This window comes from Salinispora fenicalii (assembly GCF_000514815.1).
In the GTDB taxonomy this organism is placed as follows: domain Bacteria; phylum Actinomycetota; class Actinomycetes; order Mycobacteriales; family Micromonosporaceae; genus Micromonospora; species Micromonospora fenicalii.
This window is the reverse complement of sequence record NZ_AZWQ01000010.1, coordinates 191,063-211,104: the sequence shown is the minus strand read 5'-3', so window position 1 is coordinate 211,104 and position 20,042 is coordinate 191,063. Positions and strand designations below refer to the sequence as shown.

Genomic DNA, 20,042 nt, shown 5'->3' with positions numbered 1-20,042 from the left:
GCGTACCCGCAGTCCCGCGCCCTGGGCTTCGCCGGCCCCGGGCGCGGCACGGTGCTGGGCCCTGCGCCCGGGCTAGCGGGGGCTGACCGGCTGGGAGGCCTCGACGAACTCCTCCCGCGGATCATGCAGCTGGCCGAGAGCGACAACCTCACGCTTGAGGAAGAACGCCAACGTCCAGTCGGCGACCACTCGGACCTTTCGGTTCAGCGACGGGATCCGGCTCATGTGATAGGTCCGGTGCATGAACCAGGCGGGCAGGCCCTTCATCTTGATGCCGTACACCTGCGCGACCCCCTGGTAGAGGCCGAGGCTGGCGACGCTGCCAGCGTGCCGGTGTTGGTAGGGCACCGGCTCCAGGCCCCGGATGACGTTGACGATGTTGTCGGCCATCCGGTTCGCCTGACGTACCGCGTGTTGGGCGCTCGGCGAGCAGTAGCTGCCGGGCTCCTTCGTCAGATCCGGCACCGCGGCGCAATCCCCGGCGCTCCAGGCATCCGCCACCACCTGATCGCCGGCAACGACCTGCAGCGTGGGCTGACAGGTGATCCGCCCCCGCTCGTCGCGGGGAAAGTCGGTCGCGTCCAGCATCGGCGAGGGCTTCACCCCGGCCGTCCAGACGATCGTGTCGGCCGGGAAGCTGTCTCCGTCGCTGAGCTGCACCAGCCCGTCAACGCAGGACTCGAGCCGGGTACCCAACCGAATGTCCATCTTGCGCCGGAGGAGCTGCTGCACCGTATAGGCGCCCATGTCCGGATCGACCTCGGGCAGCACCCGCTGCGTCGCTTCGACGAGCACCCACCGCATGTCGTCCGGGTTCAGCTCCGGGTAGTACCGCAGCGCGCTCCGGGTCATATCCTCCATCTCGGCGAGCGCCTCGATGCCGGCGTAACCACCGCCGACGAAGACGAACGTCAGGGCCCGCCGGCGCAGCGCCGGATCCGGCGTGGCGGCGGCGACGTCGAGCCGGTCCAGCACATGGTTACGTAGGTAGATCGCCTCGCCGATGGTCTTGAAGCCGATGCCATGCTCGTGCAGCCCCGGAATCGGCAGCGTCCGGGAGACCGAGCCGGGGGCGACGACCACCTGGTCGTACCGGATCTCGCGGGTCGGACCGACGATCGGCTGGACCGACGCGGTCTTGGTGGCGTGGTCGATCCAGGTGACCGCGCCCACGACGACGGTGCACCGGCGCAGCTCCCGCCGCAACGGCACCACGGAGTGCCGGGGCGAGATGCTGCCCGCCGCCGCCTCCGGAAGGAACGGTTGATAGGTCATGTGGGGCTGGGGGTCGACCACGATAACCTCGGCCTCCCGCGGGCCGAGCTTCTTCGACAACCGCAGCGCCGCGTAGAGCCCGACATGTCCGGCACCCACTACAAGGATCCGCTTCGGATTCACGCCTCTATCTTTCCCCGGCGACTCGGCAAATCCCCGGCTACGGAGCCAGTTGTGACTGAGCACAACCCGTGACCCTGCCTAACCCGGACATACCACCGTCAGCGTCGACGGAGTAGCCACCCCAGCAGCGCAGTCGTCAGCACCGCTACCACCAACCCGGCCACCGTCACCACCTGCAGTCCCTGCTCTCCGCCGACTCCAGCCAGCTCAACCAGGAGCACGCCCAGCACCGCCGTGCCAAGCAGCACGGCGACTGCCCGAAGCAGCCAGCGCAGAACCAGGGCCGAATCCACCACCGCGTCGTACGGCACCACGGCCACGAGCGCGCACAGGGTGTGGCTGAGATAGAGCGCCGCCGCCACAGCAAGCAACCGCCAGAGCGCGACCGGCCGACCATAGCCGTCGATGGCCAACACCCACCCGGCCACCGTCAGCAAGGCGACGACGGTCGGCCAGAACCGCCGTGGCCCCACCGCCGGCAGCAGCGCCACCACCGGCACCACCAGCAACTGCCCCCGCAGGACCTCCACCGGATAGGCGAGCAGCAGCCCGACCAGCGCACTGAGGAAGATGCCCGCCCGGAGCAGCAACGGCAGCAACGTGATCCGGGGCACCGCGCGCCCGGCCGCGCGGATCCGGGCGACCACGGCGCTCATCGCCGCCCACCCTCGGCCTGGGCCCGCCGGCTCACCGGGCCCCCGCTCTCGGCGCAACCGCCAGCCGAGCCACGTCCCGCAGCACCTCATCCAGGCTGCCCGCGCCGGCCCATTGCACCACCGGCACACCGTGCTCCCGCAGCTGGCGCTGCATCGTGTCCCGGTCCAGCCGCCACAGCCGATGCGCGGTCTCCGACCACCGCCGCTCCCGCGAGGGGGTCAGATCAGCAGGGAGCGTGTCCACCGCCACGACGAAGCGCCCCGACCAGGCGAGCCGGGCCAACATCTGCGCGGATCGTTCGTCCAGCAACGGCGTGAGCACTACCACCAACGCATCCGAGGAGAGCAGCTGCGGTCCGAAGACCGAGTCGTGCAGCTCGTGGGGGGAACGCGGGGGGTGAACGTCGAGCAACCACTCCAGCACCGTCAGGTAGTGACGCCGGCCGGTGGCGGGACGCAACCGCCGGCCGGCCGGACCGTACTCCAGCATCGACACCCGGTCCCCCCGGTGCAGGTAGTGCTCCGCGATCGCCGCCGCGGCCCGAACCGTCGTGTCCAGCACCGAGGCAGTGCCCCCGACGCCGCCAGAGCGACCCGCCTCGGCGAGCACATCGAGCAGCAGCACCACCTCGGCGTCCCGGTCGGAGAGGGTGGCCGCGACGTGCAGCTGCCGGGTCCGCAGCGAGACCCGCCAGTCAACCCGACGCAGCCGGTCACCGGGGCCGAAGACCCGTACGCCGGCCAGCTCACCGCCCTCGCCGGGGCGGCGCGAATGGTGTGCGCCGACCAGGCCCGCAGCCCGGGGCATCGCCTCCACCGCATCGAAAGGATCAGTCACCGGGTAGGTACTGACCGAGACCGCCTCGGCCACCACCGCGCGGGAGACCAGTAGTCCGAGCGCGGCGCAGGCCTGAACCGCGACGGGCCCCAGCGGATGCCGTCCCCAGCGACGCACGGTGCCGGTGAGGTCCACCTCAACCAGGGCACCACCCGGCACGGTGGTCGCCAAAGGACGGTCAACCACCGAATGCCCGCCCCGCGACGTGGCGGTCGCCGCCGTACCGGCGATGGTCACCCGGTCGACCCGCAACCAGCGCGACGCTCGACCCCGCAGCAGCGCGAGATCGTAGTCGACCAGGTCCGGATTACCGACGGTGACCTGCCCGGAGAGCTCGCCCCCCTCCACCTGGTTCCCCTCGACGGCGACTATCTGGACCTGCGGCAACGCGGCGGGGCGGCGGCGCAGGGCGTAGGCGGTGCCGATCGCGAACGGGGCGGCCAACACGACCAGGTCAACCCGTCCGAGCAGCACGCCGGCGATCAGGAGCAGACCGGTCAGGAGTACCGCCCGACCGAACGCCCAGGTCGGCGTCCAGCCACCGGTTTGCTCCGGCGGTGACGGCGCGGCGGACGAGGTCATCAGCGGACGGGCAGGCCGGTGGCGTAGCTGGGCAGCGCGCCGCTGGCCGGAGCCGGGGTGGCCGCCAGCACCTCGTCAACGATGGCAGCCGGAGCGACCCGCCGTAGCCACAGCTCCGGACGGAGCGTGATCCGGTGTGCCAGCGCCGGGGTCGCCACCTCCTTGACATCCTCCGGCACCACGTAATCCCGCCCGGCCATCACGGCCCGCACCCGGGCCAGCAGCAGCAGCGCCAGCGAGCCACGCGGGGAGGCACCGACCAGCACCGAGGGGTGCTCCCGGGTAGCCGCGGCGAGCGCGACCAGGTATCGACCGATCGAGTCCTCGACCACCACGTCCTCCAGCGCGGCCTGCATCGCGCGCAGGGTCGCGGCGTTCACCACCGGCTTGATCTCCGCCTCCTCCCGACGGCGAGAAATCCGGCGGCGCAGCACCTCCCACTCCTCGCCGGGGTCGGGATATCCGAAGGAGACCCGCAGCAGAAAGCGGTCCAGCTGGGCCTCGGGCAATGGGTACGTGCCCTCGTACTCGACCGGGTTGGCGGTTGCGAGCACATGGAACGGCTCATCGAGCCGGTAGGTGACGCCCTCCACCGAGACCTGTTTCTCCTGCATCGCCTCCAGCAACGCGGACTGGGTCTTCGGCGGAGTGCGGTTGATCTCGTCGGCGAGGAGCAGGTTGGTGAAGACCGGCCCGGCGCGGAACGCGAAGTCCCCGCTGCGCTGGTTGTAGAGGAAGGAGCCGGTGACATCGGCGGGCAGCAGGTCCGGCGTGAACTGGAGGCGCCGGAAGTCAAGCCCGAGGGCCTGGGCGAAGGACCGGGCGGTCAGCGTCTTACCCAGCCCGGGCAGGTCCTCGAGCAACACGTGCCCACCGGCCAGAATCCCGGCGAGGACCAGCTCCAGCGCCTCCCGCTTTCCCACCACAACCTCGCCCACCGCGTCCAGCACGGCGTGGGCAAGGTCGCCGACCTGGCTGGCGGGGAGCTTCTGGTCCACGTCGTTCATCACAGTTTCTCCAGTTCGGCGACGATCGCCGCGAGCTCGCGCGGCGACGGCGGGCGGCGAGGCGGATGGTCCAGGAAGGTCGACAGCCGATCACCGAGCAGTACGCGGGCGCGGGCGGGATCCGACCCGCGGGTCACCCCGTGCCGCAGCCGGATCCGTTCGTCGGCCAACTCGCCGAGTCGGGGCAGGATGGTCCCGTTGAATCGCTTGGCCCGGGTGGCCGCCCAGCCGAGCGGATTCTCCCAACTGTTGATCGCCACGCGCAGCGCGTCATGCTGGTCGCCACGATTCCCGTGGAGCTCGGCCGGGTCGGGCAGGGCCAGGTGGACGGCCGGCGACGCAGGTGGTGGGCGGAGCACCCGGACAACCTGACGCACCACGAAAAGCGCGAGTACGCCAGCGACCAGTACCGGCAACGACACCTGGAGCCCGACCGCGCGTAGACCGGCGACCAGAACAACCACCATGGCCCCGGCGCCAGCCAGGTTACGCAGCAACAGCCGCAGCGGTCGGTCGCGAGCCGAACCCCGGTGCGGGCGCCGCTGCGGGCGCCGCTCTTCCTCGCCGCTGAGTAGGTCGTCGATGCTGGTGCCGCTCACCGCGACACCTCCTCGTACCCGGTCCGGAGCCCTCGGTTGGTCACGCCGGCCCCTCCCCGCTCGCGCCGGCCAGCGCGGTCAGCTCCCCGCGGAGCCGGCGCAACGCGGCCCGGGCCTGGTCCCGGGTACGCTCATCCACTGGCCGGGTAGCGTAGCGCGCCTCCCGGTAGACATGTGCGAAATCGGCCAGCACGTCGGCGCTGGCGATCGCGGGCACCCCGGCGGCCGGATCGCCCCGCAGGAGGCGAACCACCAGTTCGGTGGAGGTGTCACCGGCCAGTTGACGCACCCCGGCACCGGCGGCGGCCTCCTCCAGGCGAACCCAGCAGGCGATGACCACCGTACGCGGATCGGTGCCGGTGTCGTCGAGGTCAACCAGGCCGGCGTCGAGCGCGGCGACGACCTCCCGAGCCGTGCCTTCGGCCGTACGCGGGACCCGGCGCGCGGACCCACGCCGAGTGATTCGGCGCAGCACACCGCGCAGGAGCGTCCAGGCGAGGAAACCGACGACGGCCAACCCGGCCAACCCGAGCAGCGCAAAGACTGCGGTTCGCAGCCAGTCTGGGCGCTGCTGGCTGGTCAACTCACCCGCGTCGCGTGGCTCTACCGGGATCGATGCGACCGGCTCCACCGTCGGGTACTCCGGGACGAACGGCACCTGTTCGGCCGCGGGCGGGATGCGGCTTGCCCCGAGCGACGAATGCGCGGCTGCGACGGTGGCGGCGGCCAGCAGGAGCAGCACCGCTGCGACCGGCCACCACCGGCGCAGCACACCGCTGTCGGCGGGGACCGAGGATGCGGATCGACGCTTCCGGTCCGTCATCCCAATGCCCCGCAGCCCTTACTCCACCCCGGCCAGTCGTTTCGCCCGGGCGAACACGTCGTCCAGCATCCCTGGTGTCAGCCGCCCGGTGAAGGTGTTCTGCTGGCTGACGTGGTAGCAGCCGAGCAGATCCGGTACGGCGCTCCCGGACCAGTGTGCCCCATGCGTGAATGTGGGTCGCGGGCTGGGCGGGGGCGTCCCGTACACCCGGTGCAGGGTTGGCCACCACGCGGCCCAGGCGAAGGCGCCCAGTGCGACCACGACCCGCAGGTTCGGCCGGAGTAGCGCGACCTCGCGGTGCAGCCACGGCTGGCAGGTATCGCGCTCGCCCGGGGTGGGCTTGTTGCCCGGTGGCGCGCAGCGCACCGCCGCGAAGACCCGGGTGTGGCGCAGGGTCAACCCGTCGTCGGCGGCGACGCTGGTCGCCTGGTTGGCCAGCCCGGCCCGGTGCAGGGCGGCGAAGAGGACATCGCCGGAGCGGTCACCGGTGAAGACCCGGCCGGTCCGGTTGCCACCGTGCGCGGCCGGCGCGAGGCCGAGGAGAGCGATGCGGGCCTTCGGGTCGCCGAAGCCGGGCACGGGGCGCCCCCAGTACTCCTGCTCCCGGAAGGCCGCGCGTCGAGTGCGGGCCACCTCCTCCCGCCACTCGACGAGGCGGGGGCAGGCGAAGCAGTCGCTGATCGCCGCATCGAGTGCGGTGAGGCTGGTCGCCCCCGCCGCGTCCCCGGCTACCTGCTCAGCGGTACGTGACCCGGCTGCGTCCGGGCGTACCCGCTGCACACGCCGATTCCCGGCGGGTGTTCCGCCGGGGTTCGCCGATCCGTGGTCAGCCAAGCTTCGCCCGGAATAGTTCGAGGGTGCGGGCCCACGCCGTGGCGGCGGCCCGTTGGTCATAGTTCTCCGGCCGGTCCTCGTTGAAGAAGGCGTGCGCGGTACCCGGGTAGTCGTAGGTCCGGCAAGCGCCGCCACCGGTCTCGATTGCCCGACGAACGAACTGCACCCCTGGGTCGGCCGAGGTGCCGTCGGCCTCGCAGCAGTGGATGGCGGCAGCCTTGCCCGCGTACTCCGTCCACTCCGGGCGCATTCCCTCCCCGGGTAGCCGGGGGTAGAAGGCCGAGGTCGCCACGATCCGCTCGGTCCGGGTAACGGACCAGAGCGCCAGGCTGGCTCCGGCGCAGAAGCCTACGCAACCGATCTTGCCGGCGACCTCCGGCCGGCCCGCGAGGTAGTCGGCCGCGGCGGCGATATCCGCCGCGGCGGCGTCCAACTGCCCGCTGTTGAGCAGCTGCCGGGGTTCGTCCGGCTTGTCGGCCGGCCCGCCGCGCCGCAGGTCCGGGGCGAGCGCGACGAAGCCGGCCTCAGCGAAGCGGTCAACGACCGCTCGGACGTGCGATGCCAGGCCCCACCAGTCCTGGATCACAATGACCGCCGGGCTGGCCGTACCGCCGGGCGGCACCATGAGATACCCCCCGCCCGTACCACCGTTGCACCGGTACGTCACCATGTCGCCCATCGGCCGTCCTCCTAGCGGTCAGTCATCGTTGGCTGGTCGCCCAGTGGTCCTACGTGCCGGTAGCCTGCCACGCCACACGAGCCCCGGGAAGACGCCGGAGAAGTGGCGTTCACCTCCCGAACACCAATCGATGACCCAGGTACGGCGACGGCGGCGCGGCTTCACCGCGCCGCCGTCGGGGGACTCCCGTACGACGCTCAGGAGTTGGTGGTCAGGCAGAGCAGATAGCCCGTCTTGCCCGGCACGATGTTGCTGAAGATGAAGTACTCCTCGTTCTCCTGGAAGAACTGGTCACACGCTTCGCCGGACTCGGCCTGCTCCTCGGTCTGATCGTCTACTCGACCGACCACCTTGTAGGTCGCCTCGGCGGAGGCACAGTCGACTACCTTGCCGCCGTCGACCTCCTCCAGCTCGTCGCTGATGGTCGTGGGTAGTTCGGCGATGCAGTCACCAGCCTTGGCTTCCGCGGTCTCGTCACTCCCACCGAGCACCGCGCCGAGGCCGAACTTGAGGCCGGCGACCACCAAGAACGTGATGATCGCGCCAACGATGCCGAGCACCTTCTTGCGGCCGGACTTCCGAGCTGGCTCTGGAGCCTGGACCGGGGCATCCGCCTGGGGTACGTCGGTTGGCTGCTGCGCACCTGCCGGCTGCGGGACGTCGGGGTGGGCGGGGGGTACGACCTGCTCCGGCACGAGTTTTCCTTTCGGGGGCTAGTAGTGCGGAGGACACCGTAGACGATCAACAACGCCGCTATTGCCCTGCAGCCTCATCCCTTCGGCCACTTTCGTCGCGAGAAGATATGAGCTTCCGCATCCGAGCCGGGGCCGGAGCTTCCCGATTCGAGCCGGGGCCGGAGCTTCCCGAAGCGCTCACCCGGTGGGCGCGACACTCGGCGCGGGCGCGGATGTCGGCGGGGCCTCCGGCGGGGCCGGCGGCACGGCCGGAGAGGTCTCCGGCACGGTTGGCGGGGCAACGGAATCCGGTCGGACCGTGCCGGGTGGAGCGGGAAGGCCCGGCGGAGACGCGGCAGTCGTGGGCCGCGGCCCGAACGGCGCCGCCTCTGGACAGTACGGGTAGCCGCGCAGCAGCGGGTTGGCGCTACCGATCTCATCCCGGTTGATTACATCCCGCACGTCATCGCAGTCCGGGTAGCCGAGCCGGATCGGGTCGCCGTTCTGGTCGAACAGCCGCGCGTAGTCCACCAGCTGCCCCTCGGTGTCATAGACGAAGACATCGCGGATATGGTCGTACCGGCTGTCGACCGAGATCGGGGCGTAGTAGTCACCCCCACCACGCCGATCGTCCAGGTAGACCAACGCCGCCAGCCCGAACCCGACGAGCACCAGGTTGCCGAGGACCAGCAGCCGCCCTGGCCAGGTTCGCGACCGGGCCTCCCGGCGACCGAGCATGACCGAGGCGACGACCAGGGCTGCCAGGACCATCAGGCCAAGCAACAGGTTGCCTTCAAACCTGGGTAGTAGCCCGATTCCGCCGTTGAGACCAGTAGTGAGCACGGCCAGCAGCATCGTCGCGAGGTAGCCGCGCAGAACCCACCAGCCCGGGGTGAGCAGGTGCAGGAAGGCCCGCACCGTGGGATACCCGAGGGATCGGCCGAGCTGCCGGTCGAGCGTGTTCAGCCGGGCATGGACCCGGCTGACGAAGGCGGCCAGCTCTTCGGTCACCGGACGGCGACCGGCACCGACCCCGGCGGCGATCCGCAGCTCAACGGCGTACGCCTCCGGCTCGCCGAGCCGCTCCACCAGCGTCCCACCGGACTCGACGGCCACCACCGCGAAATGCTCCGGCAGGTCTTCGGTCAGCTCGTCGCGGATCGCCGGCGGCAGGTCACCCAGGGCGCCTCGAACCCGGGCGACGTAGTCGACTATCTCCTGCTCAGTGACGGTCATGCCGCCCTCCCCCGATCGTCGAGCAGCGTGTCCATGGTGGTGGCGAACGAGCGCCAGAGCTGGCCGGAGCGGGCGAACTGATCGCGGCCGGCGGCGTTTAGCGAGTAGTACTTGCGGTGCGGACCGGATTCGCTGGGCACCACGTACGTGGTGAGTAGGCCGGCCGCGAAGAGGCGGCGCAACGTGCCGTAGACGGAGGCGTCGCCCACCTCCGCCAGGCCGGCGTCGCGCAGCCGCCGCAGGATGTCGTAGCCGTAGCCGTCCTCTTCCCGGAGCACCGCTAGAACAGCCAGGTCCAGCACGCCCTTCAAGAGCTGTGTGGTGTCCATACAATGAACAGTAGTATTCAATGCACAATAGCGTCAACCCGCGTGTCCGACTGGACCCCAGGGCTGGCACCGCGAGGCCCGGCGCACAGACGCGACCGCCAGCACCTTGCGCGTAGCCAGGCCCGAAGGGAGTCCGTCCCGCGTTGCCTCGACGGCGGAGGGGCTCCGCCGCTTGCAGAACCTGCCCGGTGGATATGACAAGCTGAGCCCAGCTGGCTAAAGAAGCAGCTACTAGCTGAGTCCACCCCAGGGCAGGCGAGCCGGAGCATGGAACTGTGCATGATAGATGGCGGCGGAGGCCTCCCGGCTCCACTGCGGCATCCCTTCCGGCAGGTCCGTCGGGTCAACGATCACCTCGATGAGGGTCAACCGGTCCGGACGCTCGTCGACACTATCCAAGATCTCAGCTAGATCCGCCTCGGTGCGGGCGGTGTGCGCCACGAAGGCTCCCTCCGCAGCAAACACCGCCGGCAGCGCGCTGTATCGCCAATCCGGTATCTCCGCGTAAGCCTGAACTTCTTCCCCAACCGCTTTTTCGAGCGCCCGCTCGGTCGTGTAGCCACGATTATTGATCACAAAAATGATCGGATGTTGACCGTAAGTGAACATCCGACTGATTTCCTGCGGGGAAATTTGCAGGCCCCCATCACCAGTAATCGCCACCACCCGCCGCTCCGGCACCGCAACCCCGGCGCCGAAAGCCGCCGGAATAACGAAACCGGCCGAGCTCCATACCGGTGCGGTCAAAACGGACACTCCAACCGGTAGCCGCATCATGGCGGCACCGAAGAACGCCGTCCCAACCTCCCCGACCAAAATGTCCCCCGGACGCAGCACCTCCTGAACTGCCGGCCAGAGTCGTTTGTGACTGATTGACTCGCCGCTCACCCGATCCAGTTCGGAGGATCTGTGCAACAAGGTTGCAGCACTCGGCCAGTCGCTGGTTCGACTGGAAGCCATTTCGTGTAGTCGCCCCAGTGCCGCAGCCATGGAGATCGGGCCGAACCGGGTGCCAGCCACCGATACAGCATCCCGCCCCAGGTTAATGATCCGATCCGGATCCAGGTCTGCGGTGAACAAACCGCTCCAGTCAAAGAACACGGCACCCAAGCAGATCAGAACGTCGGCACCTTCGACCACTTTCCGGACCGAGTCCGGACTCTCCAGTCCATTATAGACTCCTACAAAACGAGCATCAGACTCGTCGAACAAGCCCCGACCCAGCGCTTGGGCGGCAACAGGCCAGTTGTACTCGCTCGCGAACGCGGCGACCGCGGGCCCGAGGCCCAGACGGATCGGCATGCTTCCCACCAGCAGCACCGGCCGCTCCGCGTCCGCGAGTCGGCGTTGCGCAGCAGCGGCGAAGGCGTCCAGCTGCCCGGAATTCGTCACCGGATCCGGACGGGCAAAGCATCGCACCGGCCGTTCGACGGGAGTTAGCGCCACATCACCGGGAATCCGGATGTACACGGGCCGCTGCTGCAACCAGCACTCGGCCAGCACCCGGTCGATCTCCCTCAGCGCGCATTCCGGGGTCAACGAGGTTTGGGCAACCGTCACCTCGCACGCCATCCGCGCCCAATGGTCGGAGTCGCCATCCACAAGTGAGTGGTGAATCAAGGTGCGCCGCCGCATGATCTCCAGCGAGGGGCCGCCCACGATTGATACGATAGGCACCGACTCGGCCATCGCACCAGCCAGAGCATTGATGACCGATAATTCACCCGGACCAAACTGGGTGATGACTGCCCCTACCCCGGAAGCCCGCGCGTAGCCGTCCGCACCGTAGCCGGCGTTGAGTTCGTTAGAACTACCAACCCAGTCAATACCGTCGAAGGCCATGACCTGATCTGTGAAGTCCATCGCATAATCGCCAGGCACTCCGAACACATGACGCACCCCTAGGTCGTGGAGGCGACCGAGCAACAGTTCTCCGACCGTGACCGACCCAGCTTCCCTCTCCACCGCACCCCCGTTCACGGTGCCTAAAACCGACCTCGGGACAACCTGACCCTATCCGAACCACTCAAACAGCAAGCTAGTTCGGCCACATTGAGCCTGGCTCGGTCGGGCTCCGCCTCTACCGCAAGCTGTAGCCGATACCGTCGAGAATGTCGTGCTCGGAGGCGACCACGAAGTCCTTGCCCGCACGCTCCATAATCACGCGGAGCACCAAGGCACCCGCCGCGATCACATCAGCCCGGCCCGGATGCATCACCGGGATCGCCAGCCGCTGCGCACGGGTCGCCCTCAACAGGTCAGCCGTCACCTCCGCCACCGCCCGGTAGGACACCCGGGCGTGGTGGATCCGCTGCGGGTCGTACCCAGTCAGCCCTTCGGCGATGGCGACCACCGTGGTGACGGAGCCAGCGAGCCCGACCAGCGTGGCGGCCTCCCGACCGGGCACCGCATCGAGCGCCCGGTCCACGGCAGCAACGATGTCCACCTCGGCAGCCCTGATCTCGGCGGGATCCGGCGGGTCACCATGCAGATGGCGCTCGGTCATCCGGACACAACCGATGTCCACCGAGATCGCCGCCGCCACACCACCGGTGCCGGTGCCCACGACGAACTCCGTCGAACCGCCGCCGATGTCGACCACCAGGTACGGCTCCCGGGTCGAGCCGGGCAGGCCACGAACTGCCCCGGTGAACGAGAGTCGCGCCTCCTCCTCCCCGGTCACCACCTCTGGGGCGACCCCCAGCGTCCGCACCACCATGTCCCGGAATTCAGCGGCGTTCTCCGCATCCCGGGAGGCCGACGTGGCACACATCCGGACTCGATCGGCGCCCAGCTTCTCGATCTCAGCGGCGTACTCCGCCAGCGCCACCCGGGTCCGCTCGATCGCCTCCGGGGCCAACCGACCGGTGCGGTCAACGCCCTGGCCCAGCCGAACAGTCTCCAATCGGCGGCTCACCTCGACCAGCGGCGCGCCCGCTCCGGCGCCCGGGTCCGGTAGATCGGCGACCAACAGGCGAATCGAGTTGGTTCCGCAGTCGATGGCGGCCACACGCGTTGTCACGCCCGCAACCCTACGGCAGGCCGGACGACCCGCTCAGAGCCGCAGCAGCATTCGGGTGTTGCCGAGCGTGTTCGGCTTGACCCGCTCCAGGTCGAGAAACTCCGCGACACCCTCATCGTACGAGCGCAGCAGCTGTTCGTAGACCGGGTGCGGCACCGGTGCCCCGTCGATCTCGGTGAACCCGAACTGACCGAAGAAGCGGGTCTCGAAGGTGAGCACGAAGATCCGCGCCACGCCCAGCTCCCGGGCACTGTCGATCAGACCGCCCACGATCTGGTGCCCGATCCCGCCACCCCGACAGCTCGGGTCGACCGCCACGGTCCGGATCTCCGCCAGGTCCTCCCACATGACGTGCAGGGCGCCACAGCCGACCACGTCCCCGGTGGGTGTCACCGCGACCCGGAACTCCTGCACGTGCTCGTACAGGGTCACTGTCGCCTTGCTGAGTAGCCGCCGGCCATCGGTGTACGTGTCGATCAGCCGCCGGATCCCCCGAACGTCCGCCGTCCGGGCCCGACGGACCACGGCTCCGCCGGCAGCGGTCATCTCACTCGTCCGCCGGCGCGGCCACGCATGGTCCCCCCGCCCACCACGGTTCGATCAGCCTCAGCACCTCGTCTCCGAACGGGTTGACGCCAGGACCGGCTGCGAGCGCATGCCCGAGGTGCACGTGCAGGCACTTGACCCGATCCGGCATCCCGCCGGCGGAGATTCCGGCGATCTCCGGCACATGACCGATCGCCTCCCGGCGCCGGAGGTAGTCCTCGTGCGCGGCGCGGTAGCGCGCGGCCAACTCCGGATCCTCCGCGAGCCGGTCGGCCATCTCCTTCATCAGCCCGGCTGACTCCAGCCGGCTACAGGCCGCCGTCGCCCGGGGGCAGGTCAGGTAGAAGAGCGTCGGGAAGGGCGTGCCGTCGGCGAGCCGCGGTGTCGTCTCCACCACATCGGGCATGCCACATGGACAGCGGTGGGCCACCGCCCGCGTGTCCCGGGGCGGGCGGCCGAGCTGTCCCGCCACCGCGGCCAGGTCGGCCGGGGTCGCCGGCTCGCGCCGCGGCAAGGGTACGGAGGATGCCGCCGGCTCCTGCGGTGGTACGACTGTCACGGTGTCCTTCCTGGTTCAGTGCCGGGCACTCACTCGCCGGGCCGTTCCTGGTCCGCGGCCGTCACGCTCGACCACAGTGTGTCGTACCACCGGTCGGTCCCGGCCCGGCCATCCGGACCGGCAGGCTGACCCGCGGCCTCGGCCTCCCCCGGCGGGTTGGGGAGCACGATCAGCAGCTGTTCGCCTTCGCGGCCCATGAAGAAGCGTTCCCGGGCCTCTGCCTCGATGTACTTCGCGTCCTGCCACTTCGCGGCTTCGGCGGTAAGCCTCTCGATCTCCGCCCGCTGCGCCGCCTGCGCCGCCTCCATCCGGACGATGTCGGCCTGCTGGTCAAGGTAGACCCGGACCGGATAGGTGTAGCCGAGAGCGAGGGCGATCAGCACCGCGACCAGCACGGTCGCCCGCCCGGTACCCCGTCGGGGGCGGGGTGCGGAGAGCCGCTTCACCGCACCCCCGGGCGCCGATCGTCGAGCGCCGGGCCGGTTCGCCGAACGGGCTGCGTCGGCGCCCCGGCCCGCGCCCGAGGCGCGGCTGGCGGTCGCCCGCGACTCGCCGCGGACGCCGCCCGCACGGACCGGCCGGGCACCGCCCGACCGACCGGCCTGACCGGGCCGGCGGGCCGGACGCTGTCCGCCCGGCGTGCGGCGCTGCTGCATCCTCTGCCCCTCCCCCGAAGGTTGCGCGTCCGTCAGGCAGAACGGTAACGCGGGAACGCGCCCGGCCCGGCGTACCGCGCGGCGTCAGCCAGCTCCTCCTCGATTCGCAGCAGCTGGTTGTACTTCGCGACCCGGTCCGAGCGGGCCGGTGCGCCGGTCTTAATCTGGCCGCAGCCGGTGGCGACCGCCAGGTCGGCGATAGTGGTGTCCTCGGTCTCGCCGGAACGGTGACTCATCATGCACCGGAAACCGGCCCGGTGGGCCAGGTCCACCGCGTCCAGCGTCTCAGTGAGCGAACCGATCTGGTTGACCTTCACCAGGACCGAGTTGGCGGCGTTCTCGGCGATCCCACGGGCGATCCGCTGCGGGTTCGTGACGAACAAGTCATCGCCGACGATCTGCACCCGGTCCCCGATGGAGGCGGTCAGCGTCCGCCACCCGGACCAGTCATCCTCGGCCAGCGGGTCCTCGATCGACACGATCGGGTACGCGTCGGCGAGCTTGGTGTAGTAGCTGCTCATCTCCTCCGCGCTCTTCGCGGCACCCTCGAAGGTGTAGGTGCCGTTCTCGAAGAACTCGGTCGCCGCCACGTCCAGCGCGAAGACGATGTCCGTGCCGAGCCGGTAGCCGGCCTTCTCGACCGCCTCTGAGATCAGGTCCAGCGCGGCGGCGTTGGTCGGCAGGTTTGGCGCGAAGCCACCCTCGTCGCCAAGGCCGGTGGCGAGACCCTTCGTCTTCAGCACCGACTTCAGCGCGTGGTACACCTCGGCGCCGGAACGCAGGGCCTCCCGGAATGTCGGCGCACCGATCGGCGCGATCATGAACTCCTGGATGTCGACGTTGGAGTCCGCGTGCGCCCCACCGTTGAGGATGTTCATCATCGGAACCGGCAGCAGGTGGGCGTTCGGGCCGCCAAGGTAGCGGAAGAGACTCAACTCGGCGGCGCCGGCAGCAGCCTTCGCCACCGCCAGGGAGACACCCAGGATCGCGTTGGCGCCGAGCTGGCTCTTGTTGTCCGTACCGTCGATGTCGAGCATCTTCTGGTCGATCAGCCGCTGCTCGCTGGCCTCGTACCCGATCAACTCGTCAACGATCTTGTCTTCAATGTTCGAGACCGCCTGGGCAACGCCCTTGCCGAGGTAGCGGTCCTTCTCACCGTCGCGCAGCTCGATCGCCTCAAAGGCACCGGTGGAGGCGCCCGAGGGCACCGCAGCGCGGGCGATCGTACCGTCGTCGAGCCCAACTTCGACCTCAACAGTCGGGTTGCCCCGTGAGTCGAGAATTTCCCGGGCGACGATTCCCTCGATGGTTGCCACTGAGTCGCTCCTCGTGTGTGTGCCGATCGTTAGTGGCCGCGACGGTGCGGCTGGGGAAGGTGTTGCACGCAGCGTATCGGGCGGCGCTGGGGCACGGCGCAGCACCCGGCGGTTGAAACCCCGGCCACGCCGTCAAGGGACGACCAACTCAATCGAACGGCACGCCCGACATTCCCGTATTCTCCGATGTCAACCGACGTCGACGTTTGCGTGCACTCAATCCAATCGGCGAGGCTGGTCGTCATGTTCGCCATCTCGACCCCGCGCCGCCTGCTCGCCGCTGCCGCCATCGCGTCGCTCACCGTTACGGGTTGTCAAAGTTTCGACGAGGCCGGTCAGGCTATCAGCCACGCCGATCTGATCAACGAACTTGCGAACCGGCTGGACGGATCCCTGGTCCGGACCTACACAGCCGACTATGAGCTCGCGCCCGGGCAGAGCGCGACCATCGCGCAGGACCAGGAGCCGGCCCGCGCCACGTACCACTGGACGGCTGGCCGGCTGACCGCCACCGAGGAGGCGACCACGCGGTGCGAGACCACCGACGGGCGGACGGCCTGCACGATCGAACCGCCGCCGGCTAACCCGGCCAAGCCCGCAGTGGCCGTCTTCGCCGCCGCCGAGGGGCAGGGGCTGGTCACCCCGCCAGCGGTGCTGGAGCTGCTGACCGCCGCCGCGCTGGACCCGGAGTCCACCATCACCAGCAATGACACCACTCTGGCCGGACGGCGGGCGACCTGCGTCGAGGTGCGCCGGCCGGCCGGCGACCTCACCGCCTGTGTCACTGCCGAAGGGGCGCTGGGCAGCTTCACCGGTCACCTGGACGGCGAACCTGTCACCGTGACGATGACCAGCTACCGGGCGACGACGGACGGGCCGATGTTCGAGCTACCGGTGGGGGCCGACGTGGTGGACCGTTCGGCGAGCCCAACGTCACCTTAGACCGATTTGTGGCATATGTTCGCCTTCATATCCTTCTGGCACCTTATGTCGGCTTAGCCTACGGGCGACTGCTACCGCCGATCTGGTAGCCGAGGAACATGACCCGCCTGGTTGGCGGTGTTCCTCGCTGTTCCCGGGGAAGGACACCGACACCGCGATGAGGCATCAGCGCAACACCCACAGACCCGAGCCCCCGGCCCGAAACCGGGCAGAGTCCCGACGACGGTGGTGGACCGCCGGGCTCGCCGGAATGACCGGCCTGACCCTCACCACCACCATCGGTGCCGCCGCCAGCCCGGCTACTGGCGCCGTCACCCACGCCCACGCCCACGCCCACGCCCACGCCATGATCAATGAGCTCGCGAGGCCCACTGCCGGCGACCGCCACGGCCGGGACAAGAGCCCCGACAACCGCAAGGCAGAGAAGCCGAAGGGCACCGCCGTGCCCTGCGACGCCGACGCGCTGATCGCCGCGATATCCCTCGCCAACGCCCGCGGCGGGGCCACCCTCAACCTCGCCACAGACTGCACCTACCTCCTCACCGCCGACCTCGACGGCGCCGGCCTGCCCGCCATCACCACCCCCATCACCCTCAACGGCGGCAAACACACCACCATCGAACGCGCCGCCGCCGCTGATCAGTTCCGCATCCTCACCGTTGCCACCGGCGGCGACCTCACCCTCACCAAGCTGAAGATCACCGGCGGCCATACCCTCCTCGACGGCGGCGGCGGAATACTCGTCAACGCTGGTGGAGCGTTGACCACCACCCACAGCACCATCACCCGCAACATCTCCGGCGGAGGCACCAGCGGCGGCGGCATCGCCAACCTCGGCACCACCCGAGTCAGACACTCCACCGTCAGCCACAACACCGCCACCGACGTCGGCGGCGGCATCGCCAGCCTCGGCTGGCTGGAAAGCACCGACTCCACGTTGGACAAGAACACCGGAATCATCGGTGGTGGCCTCTTCGCCCTCAACGCCACTGTCAGCGGTGGAAGTATCTCCAGGAATCAAGCAATCAGGTCGGGTGGCTTCTCCGTCTTCCTGGGCACCAGCCAGGTTGTCGGCACTCGAATCTCGAGGAACACCGCCGACGCCATCGGCGGCGTCGGGGTGGAGGGGGGCGGACAGCTGACCCTGCGGCACGTCAGCGTCACCGACAACACCGCCCAGAACGTCGGTGGTGTGTTCGTCCAAGGAGGCATGGGCGTCGACAGCGATGCGGTAATCGAGGACAGCACCATCAAGGGGAACTCCACGACCGCCCTCGGCGGTGGGCTCCTCAACGAGGGGCAGACAGTGTTACGGCGCACACAGGTCCTCGGCAACCAAGCCGACCAGGGTGGTGGCGTCTTTAACAGTGTCCTCGGCCGGCTCACCCTCTTCACCACGAAGGTCGTTGGCAACATCGCTGTCACCGAAGGCGGCGGCATCCTGAACCTTCCGGGTGGCACCGTCAACCTGAACACCGCCACCGGCACCGTGGTCGTCAAGAACCGACCGGAAAACTGCGTCAACGTCCCCGGCTGCTCGGGGTAACGCGTCGCCTCGACGTCACCAAGGGTTCCGTCCCGCCGCGAAAGCTGGCGGGGCGGAACTCAGCTGCCCGTGCTGCCGGCGCGTTCCGCCCGGCGGACGGCCTCGGCGTGGGCGAGGGCGGCGCGGCGCAGGGCCGCCTCCGGATCCAGCCCGGCGGCACGGGCGGCGGCCACCGCCGCCAGCAGCTCGGCGCCGAGCCGAGCCTCCGGGTCGACCTGCGACTGCGCCGGCGGGGGCGCGACAGCGAGCCGCACCCGGGCGACCCGGTCAATGATCTTGGCGGCCAGGGCGAGGGCTGGCTGGCTCAGGGCGATGCCGTCCAGCACCGAGTCACGTGCCTTCTCCGCCCGCTTGATCCGCTCCCAGTTCTCCTCGATCTGGGCAAGGGTGCCGGCCTGCTCCTCGGCGAAGACGTGCGGATTGCGCCGCACCATCTTGTCGACCAAACCACCGGCCACGTCGTCCACGCTCCACCGCTCGCCCTCGGGCAGCTCCTCGGCGAGCCGGGCATGCAGCACCACCTGGAGCAGCACGTCCCCGAGCTCCTCGCGGAGCGCGTCGGTGTCACCGGCGCTGATCGCGTCGTACGCCTCATAGCACTCTTCCAGCAGGAAGCCGGCCAGGCTGCGGTGGGTCTGCGCCCGCTTCCACGGGTCACCGCCGGGCGAGGCGAGCCGGTCCAGCACCGCCACCGCGTCGAGCAGCCGCGCGCCGGGCGGGTCCCACGACCCGTACAGCAGCTCCAACTCCGCCAGCCCCGGCTCCCGGGCCAGGCGAAGGCCCAGTTCCCGAGCGAGTGACTCGTCACCCGCCGGGCCGGCGAGCCAGACCGCACCACCGCGGGCCGTGGCCGCATCGAGCAACGCCGGGGTGGCCGGACCGGTCACGACGGTGACCTCGGCGCCCGCGACCCGGAGCGCCACCGTCAACTCGCTCTCCGCCCCGGCCAGCACGGGATTCTGGCGTACGACGTCCCACGCGGCTGCGGTGAGCAGCCCGGCCGGCAGCCGCGGCGAGGTGACGAGCAGTGTGATCCGCGCCGCCATGCTCAGGCCGGTTGGTCCGCCCCGGTCGGCGGCAACGGCTCCGAGCTGGAGACATCGGTGACCGCGTCCGAACCAGGCTCGCCCAGGAGCACACTCACCGCCGCGACATCCTGCGAGAAGTTCAGCACCGGGAACTCCAACGGCCGGTAGCGGGGGTTGACCGTGACGTCGTACTCCCCAGCAGCCTCAGCAAGCACCCGGCGGCTCGCCAGCCCGTTGCGCAGCTGGGGGCCGTCGAGCTGACCTGCGACAACAGCATCCGGAGTATCCGGAGGAATCACTCCGGCCGTCCGCCCAGCGGCGATCACGTCCGCGAGCTCCTGCTCGGTCGGGGCGACCGACTCGCCCGCCGGCAGCCCGGAGAGGCAGGTGTAGAGAGCGGCCAGCTGCCGCACATACTCCGACTCCGGGGGCAGACCGAGCTGACCGGCGAGCGCAACCGGCTCCACCCGCCCCTGCGGCTGGTAGCCCCGGTCAGTGGAGACCTGGTCACACACTGTGCCGAGGACCAACGCGCTGACGACCTCGGACCGGGACGGCGGCTGCGGGGCCGGCCCACCGAGCTCGGGGGCCTCCGTCGCGGCGCGGTTGGCCCGCACCTCGTCGAGGAGGCGGTCCACGGTGTTCTCGGTGATCTGCTGGTCACCCACGTACGCGGCGACACCCGGCTCGGTACGACATCCGGTGAGGGCGACGAGGCCGACCACCAGGCTGACGGCGGCGACAAGACGGCGAGCACGCATGACGGCAACTC

At 69.8% G+C, this 20,042-nt stretch carries 21 protein-coding genes; 2 read left to right on the top strand and 19 right to left on the bottom strand.

The features are described from left to right. Window positions 1–72: 72 nt before the first annotated feature. The 17 genes from B116_RS0104080 to eno form a co-directional block, all read right to left on the bottom strand. Window positions 73–1,398 carry an NAD(P)/FAD-dependent oxidoreductase gene (locus B116_RS0104080; RefSeq protein WP_026321504.1) on the bottom strand — a complete coding sequence of 442 codons (1,326 nt, stop codon included), beginning with the start codon at window positions 1,396–1,398 and terminating at the stop codon, window positions 73–75. Between the two features lie 98 nt (window positions 1,399–1,496). Continuing rightward, window positions 1,497–2,054 (bottom strand): hypothetical protein, encoded by a 558-nt coding sequence (locus B116_RS0104075; protein WP_018721144.1) that lies wholly within the window; start codon window positions 2,052–2,054, stop codon window positions 1,497–1,499. A gap of 31 nt (window positions 2,055–2,085) precedes the next feature. After that, window positions 2,086–3,474 carry a DUF58 domain-containing protein gene (locus B116_RS0104070; protein ID WP_027659286.1) on the bottom strand — a complete coding sequence of 463 codons (1,389 nt, stop codon included), beginning with the start codon at window positions 3,472–3,474 and terminating at the stop codon, window positions 2,086–2,088. After that, on the bottom strand, window positions 3,474–4,481 hold the full coding sequence (locus B116_RS0104065) for an AAA family ATPase (protein ID WP_018721146.1): 1,008 nt from the start codon (window positions 4,479–4,481) through the stop codon (window positions 3,474–3,476). Before B116_RS0104065 ends, B116_RS0104070 begins: the two co-directional genes overlap by 1 nt. Further along, window positions 4,481–5,080: a hypothetical protein gene (locus tag B116_RS0104060; protein ID WP_027659285.1), complete on the bottom strand. Its 600-nt coding sequence runs from the start codon at window positions 5,078–5,080 to the stop codon at window positions 4,481–4,483. Before B116_RS0104060 ends, B116_RS0104065 begins: the two co-directional genes overlap by 1 nt. Window positions 5,081–5,120: 40 nt before the next feature. Next, the gene (locus B116_RS0104055) at window positions 5,121–5,903 is read right to left on the bottom strand and encodes a DUF4129 domain-containing protein (RefSeq protein WP_027659284.1); all 783 of its coding nucleotides are present in this window, start codon (window positions 5,901–5,903) and stop codon (window positions 5,121–5,123) included. Window positions 5,904–5,921: 18 nt separating this feature from the next. Further along, entirely contained in the window at window positions 5,922–6,737 is an 816-nt protein-coding gene (locus tag B116_RS0104050) for a uracil-DNA glycosylase (RefSeq protein WP_188115989.1), read from the bottom strand. Next, on the bottom strand, window positions 6,730–7,416 hold the full coding sequence (locus tag B116_RS0104045) for a dienelactone hydrolase family protein (RefSeq protein WP_018721150.1): 687 nt from the start codon (window positions 7,414–7,416) through the stop codon (window positions 6,730–6,732). Before B116_RS0104045 ends, B116_RS0104050 begins: the two co-directional genes overlap by 8 nt. Window positions 7,417–7,613: 197 nt before the next feature. Continuing rightward, a complete protein-coding gene (locus tag B116_RS0104040) occupies window positions 7,614–8,111 on the bottom strand; it encodes an LppU/SCO3897 family protein (RefSeq protein WP_027659283.1) in 498 nt (165 codons plus the stop codon). A 177-nt stretch (window positions 8,112–8,288) separates the two neighbouring features. Then, window positions 8,289–9,326 carry a DUF1700 domain-containing protein gene (locus B116_RS0104035; RefSeq protein WP_027659282.1) on the bottom strand — a complete coding sequence of 346 codons (1,038 nt, stop codon included), beginning with the start codon at window positions 9,324–9,326 and terminating at the stop codon, window positions 8,289–8,291. Next, window positions 9,323–9,655: a PadR family transcriptional regulator gene (locus tag B116_RS0104030; protein ID WP_018721153.1), complete on the bottom strand. Its 333-nt coding sequence runs from the start codon at window positions 9,653–9,655 to the stop codon at window positions 9,323–9,325. The genes B116_RS0104035 and B116_RS0104030 overlap by 4 nt, the downstream gene beginning before the upstream one ends. A gap of 231 nt (window positions 9,656–9,886) precedes the next feature. Beyond that, on the bottom strand, window positions 9,887–11,620 hold the full coding sequence (locus B116_RS0104025) for an alpha-keto acid decarboxylase family protein (RefSeq protein WP_082312713.1): 1,734 nt from the start codon (window positions 11,618–11,620) through the stop codon (window positions 9,887–9,889). Between the two features lie 115 nt (window positions 11,621–11,735). After that, window positions 11,736–12,665 (bottom strand): Ppx/GppA phosphatase family protein, encoded by a 930-nt coding sequence (locus B116_RS0104020; protein ID WP_033667278.1) that lies wholly within the window; start codon window positions 12,663–12,665, stop codon window positions 11,736–11,738. A 45-nt stretch (window positions 12,666–12,710) separates the two neighbouring features. Further along, window positions 12,711–13,223, bottom strand: coding sequence for an amino-acid N-acetyltransferase (locus B116_RS0104015; protein WP_018721155.1), 513 nt, complete (start codon window positions 13,221–13,223; stop codon window positions 12,711–12,713). Between the two features lies 1 nt (window position 13,224). Further along, window positions 13,225–13,782, bottom strand: coding sequence for a DUF501 domain-containing protein (locus tag B116_RS0104010; RefSeq protein WP_026321506.1), 558 nt, complete (start codon window positions 13,780–13,782; stop codon window positions 13,225–13,227). Window positions 13,783–13,811: 29 nt separating this feature from the next. Beyond that, window positions 13,812–14,438, bottom strand: coding sequence for an FtsB family cell division protein (locus B116_RS0104005; RefSeq protein WP_018721157.1), 627 nt, complete (start codon window positions 14,436–14,438; stop codon window positions 13,812–13,814). Between the two features lie 32 nt (window positions 14,439–14,470). Beyond that, complete coding sequence (eno, locus tag B116_RS0104000) at window positions 14,471–15,754, bottom strand: phosphopyruvate hydratase (protein WP_018721158.1); 1,284 nt, start codon at window positions 15,752–15,754, stop codon at window positions 14,471–14,473. A gap of 243 nt (window positions 15,755–15,997) precedes the next feature. Between eno and B116_RS0103995 the strand changes: the two genes are divergently transcribed. Then, window positions 15,998–16,696 carry a hypothetical protein gene (locus B116_RS0103995; protein WP_033667277.1) on the top strand — a complete coding sequence of 233 codons (699 nt, stop codon included), beginning with the start codon at window positions 15,998–16,000 and terminating at the stop codon, window positions 16,694–16,696. Between the two features lie 157 nt (window positions 16,697–16,853). Next, window positions 16,854–18,242 carry an autotransporter outer membrane beta-barrel domain-containing protein gene (locus tag B116_RS0103990; RefSeq protein ID WP_033667276.1) on the top strand — a complete coding sequence of 463 codons (1,389 nt, stop codon included), beginning with the start codon at window positions 16,854–16,856 and terminating at the stop codon, window positions 18,240–18,242. 59 nt (window positions 18,243–18,301) lie between these two features. Here the strand turns inward: B116_RS0103990 and B116_RS0103985 are convergent, their stop codons facing one another. Together B116_RS0103985 and B116_RS0103980 are read right to left on the bottom strand one after the other, a co-directional pair. Beyond that, the gene (locus tag B116_RS0103985; protein ID WP_027659277.1) at window positions 18,302–19,288 is read right to left on the bottom strand and encodes a nucleoside triphosphate pyrophosphohydrolase; all 987 of its coding nucleotides are present in this window, start codon (window positions 19,286–19,288) and stop codon (window positions 18,302–18,304) included. 2 nt (window positions 19,289–19,290) lie between these two features. Continuing rightward, a complete protein-coding gene (locus B116_RS0103980; RefSeq protein WP_027659276.1) occupies window positions 19,291–20,031 on the bottom strand; it encodes a hypothetical protein in 741 nt (246 codons plus the stop codon). Between the last annotated feature and the right edge of the window lie 11 nt (window positions 20,032–20,042).

Bases quoted from the DNA above. Each gene is read 5' to 3' on its own strand.
- B116_RS0104045 (WP_018721150.1), bottom strand. From the start codon at position 7,416: ATGGGCGACATGGTGACGTACCGGTGCAACGGTGGTACGGGCGGGGGG.
- B116_RS0104030 (WP_018721153.1), bottom strand. From the start codon at position 9,655: ATGGACACCACACAGCTCTTGAAGGGCGTGCTGGACCTGGCTGTTCTA.
- B116_RS0104070 (WP_027659286.1), bottom strand. From the start codon at position 3,474: ATGACCTCGTCCGCCGCGCCGTCACCGCCGGAGCAAACCGGTGGCTGG.
- B116_RS0103980 (WP_027659276.1), bottom strand. From the start codon at position 20,031: ATGCGTGCTCGCCGTCTTGTCGCCGCCGTCAGCCTGGTGGTCGGCCTC.
- B116_RS0104075 (WP_018721144.1), bottom strand. From the start codon at position 2,054: ATGAGCGCCGTGGTCGCCCGGATCCGCGCGGCCGGGCGCGCGGTGCCC.
- B116_RS0103985 (WP_027659277.1), bottom strand. From the start codon at position 19,288: ATGGCGGCGCGGATCACACTGCTCGTCACCTCGCCGCGGCTGCCGGCC.
- B116_RS0104005 (WP_018721157.1), bottom strand. From the start codon at position 14,438: ATGCAGCAGCGCCGCACGCCGGGCGGACAGCGTCCGGCCCGCCGGCCC.
- B116_RS0104065 (WP_018721146.1), bottom strand. From the start codon at position 4,481: ATGAACGACGTGGACCAGAAGCTCCCCGCCAGCCAGGTCGGCGACCTT.
- B116_RS0104055 (WP_027659284.1), bottom strand. From the start codon at position 5,903: ATGACGGACCGGAAGCGTCGATCCGCATCCTCGGTCCCCGCCGACAGC.
- B116_RS0104035 (WP_027659282.1), bottom strand. From the start codon at position 9,326: ATGACCGTCACTGAGCAGGAGATAGTCGACTACGTCGCCCGGGTTCGA.
- B116_RS0104015 (WP_018721155.1), bottom strand. From the start codon at position 13,223: ATGACCGCTGCCGGCGGAGCCGTGGTCCGTCGGGCCCGGACGGCGGAC.
- B116_RS0103995 (WP_033667277.1), top strand. From the start codon at position 15,998: ATGTTCGCCATCTCGACCCCGCGCCGCCTGCTCGCCGCTGCCGCCATC.
- B116_RS0103990 (WP_033667276.1), top strand. From the start codon at position 16,854: ATGAGGCATCAGCGCAACACCCACAGACCCGAGCCCCCGGCCCGAAAC.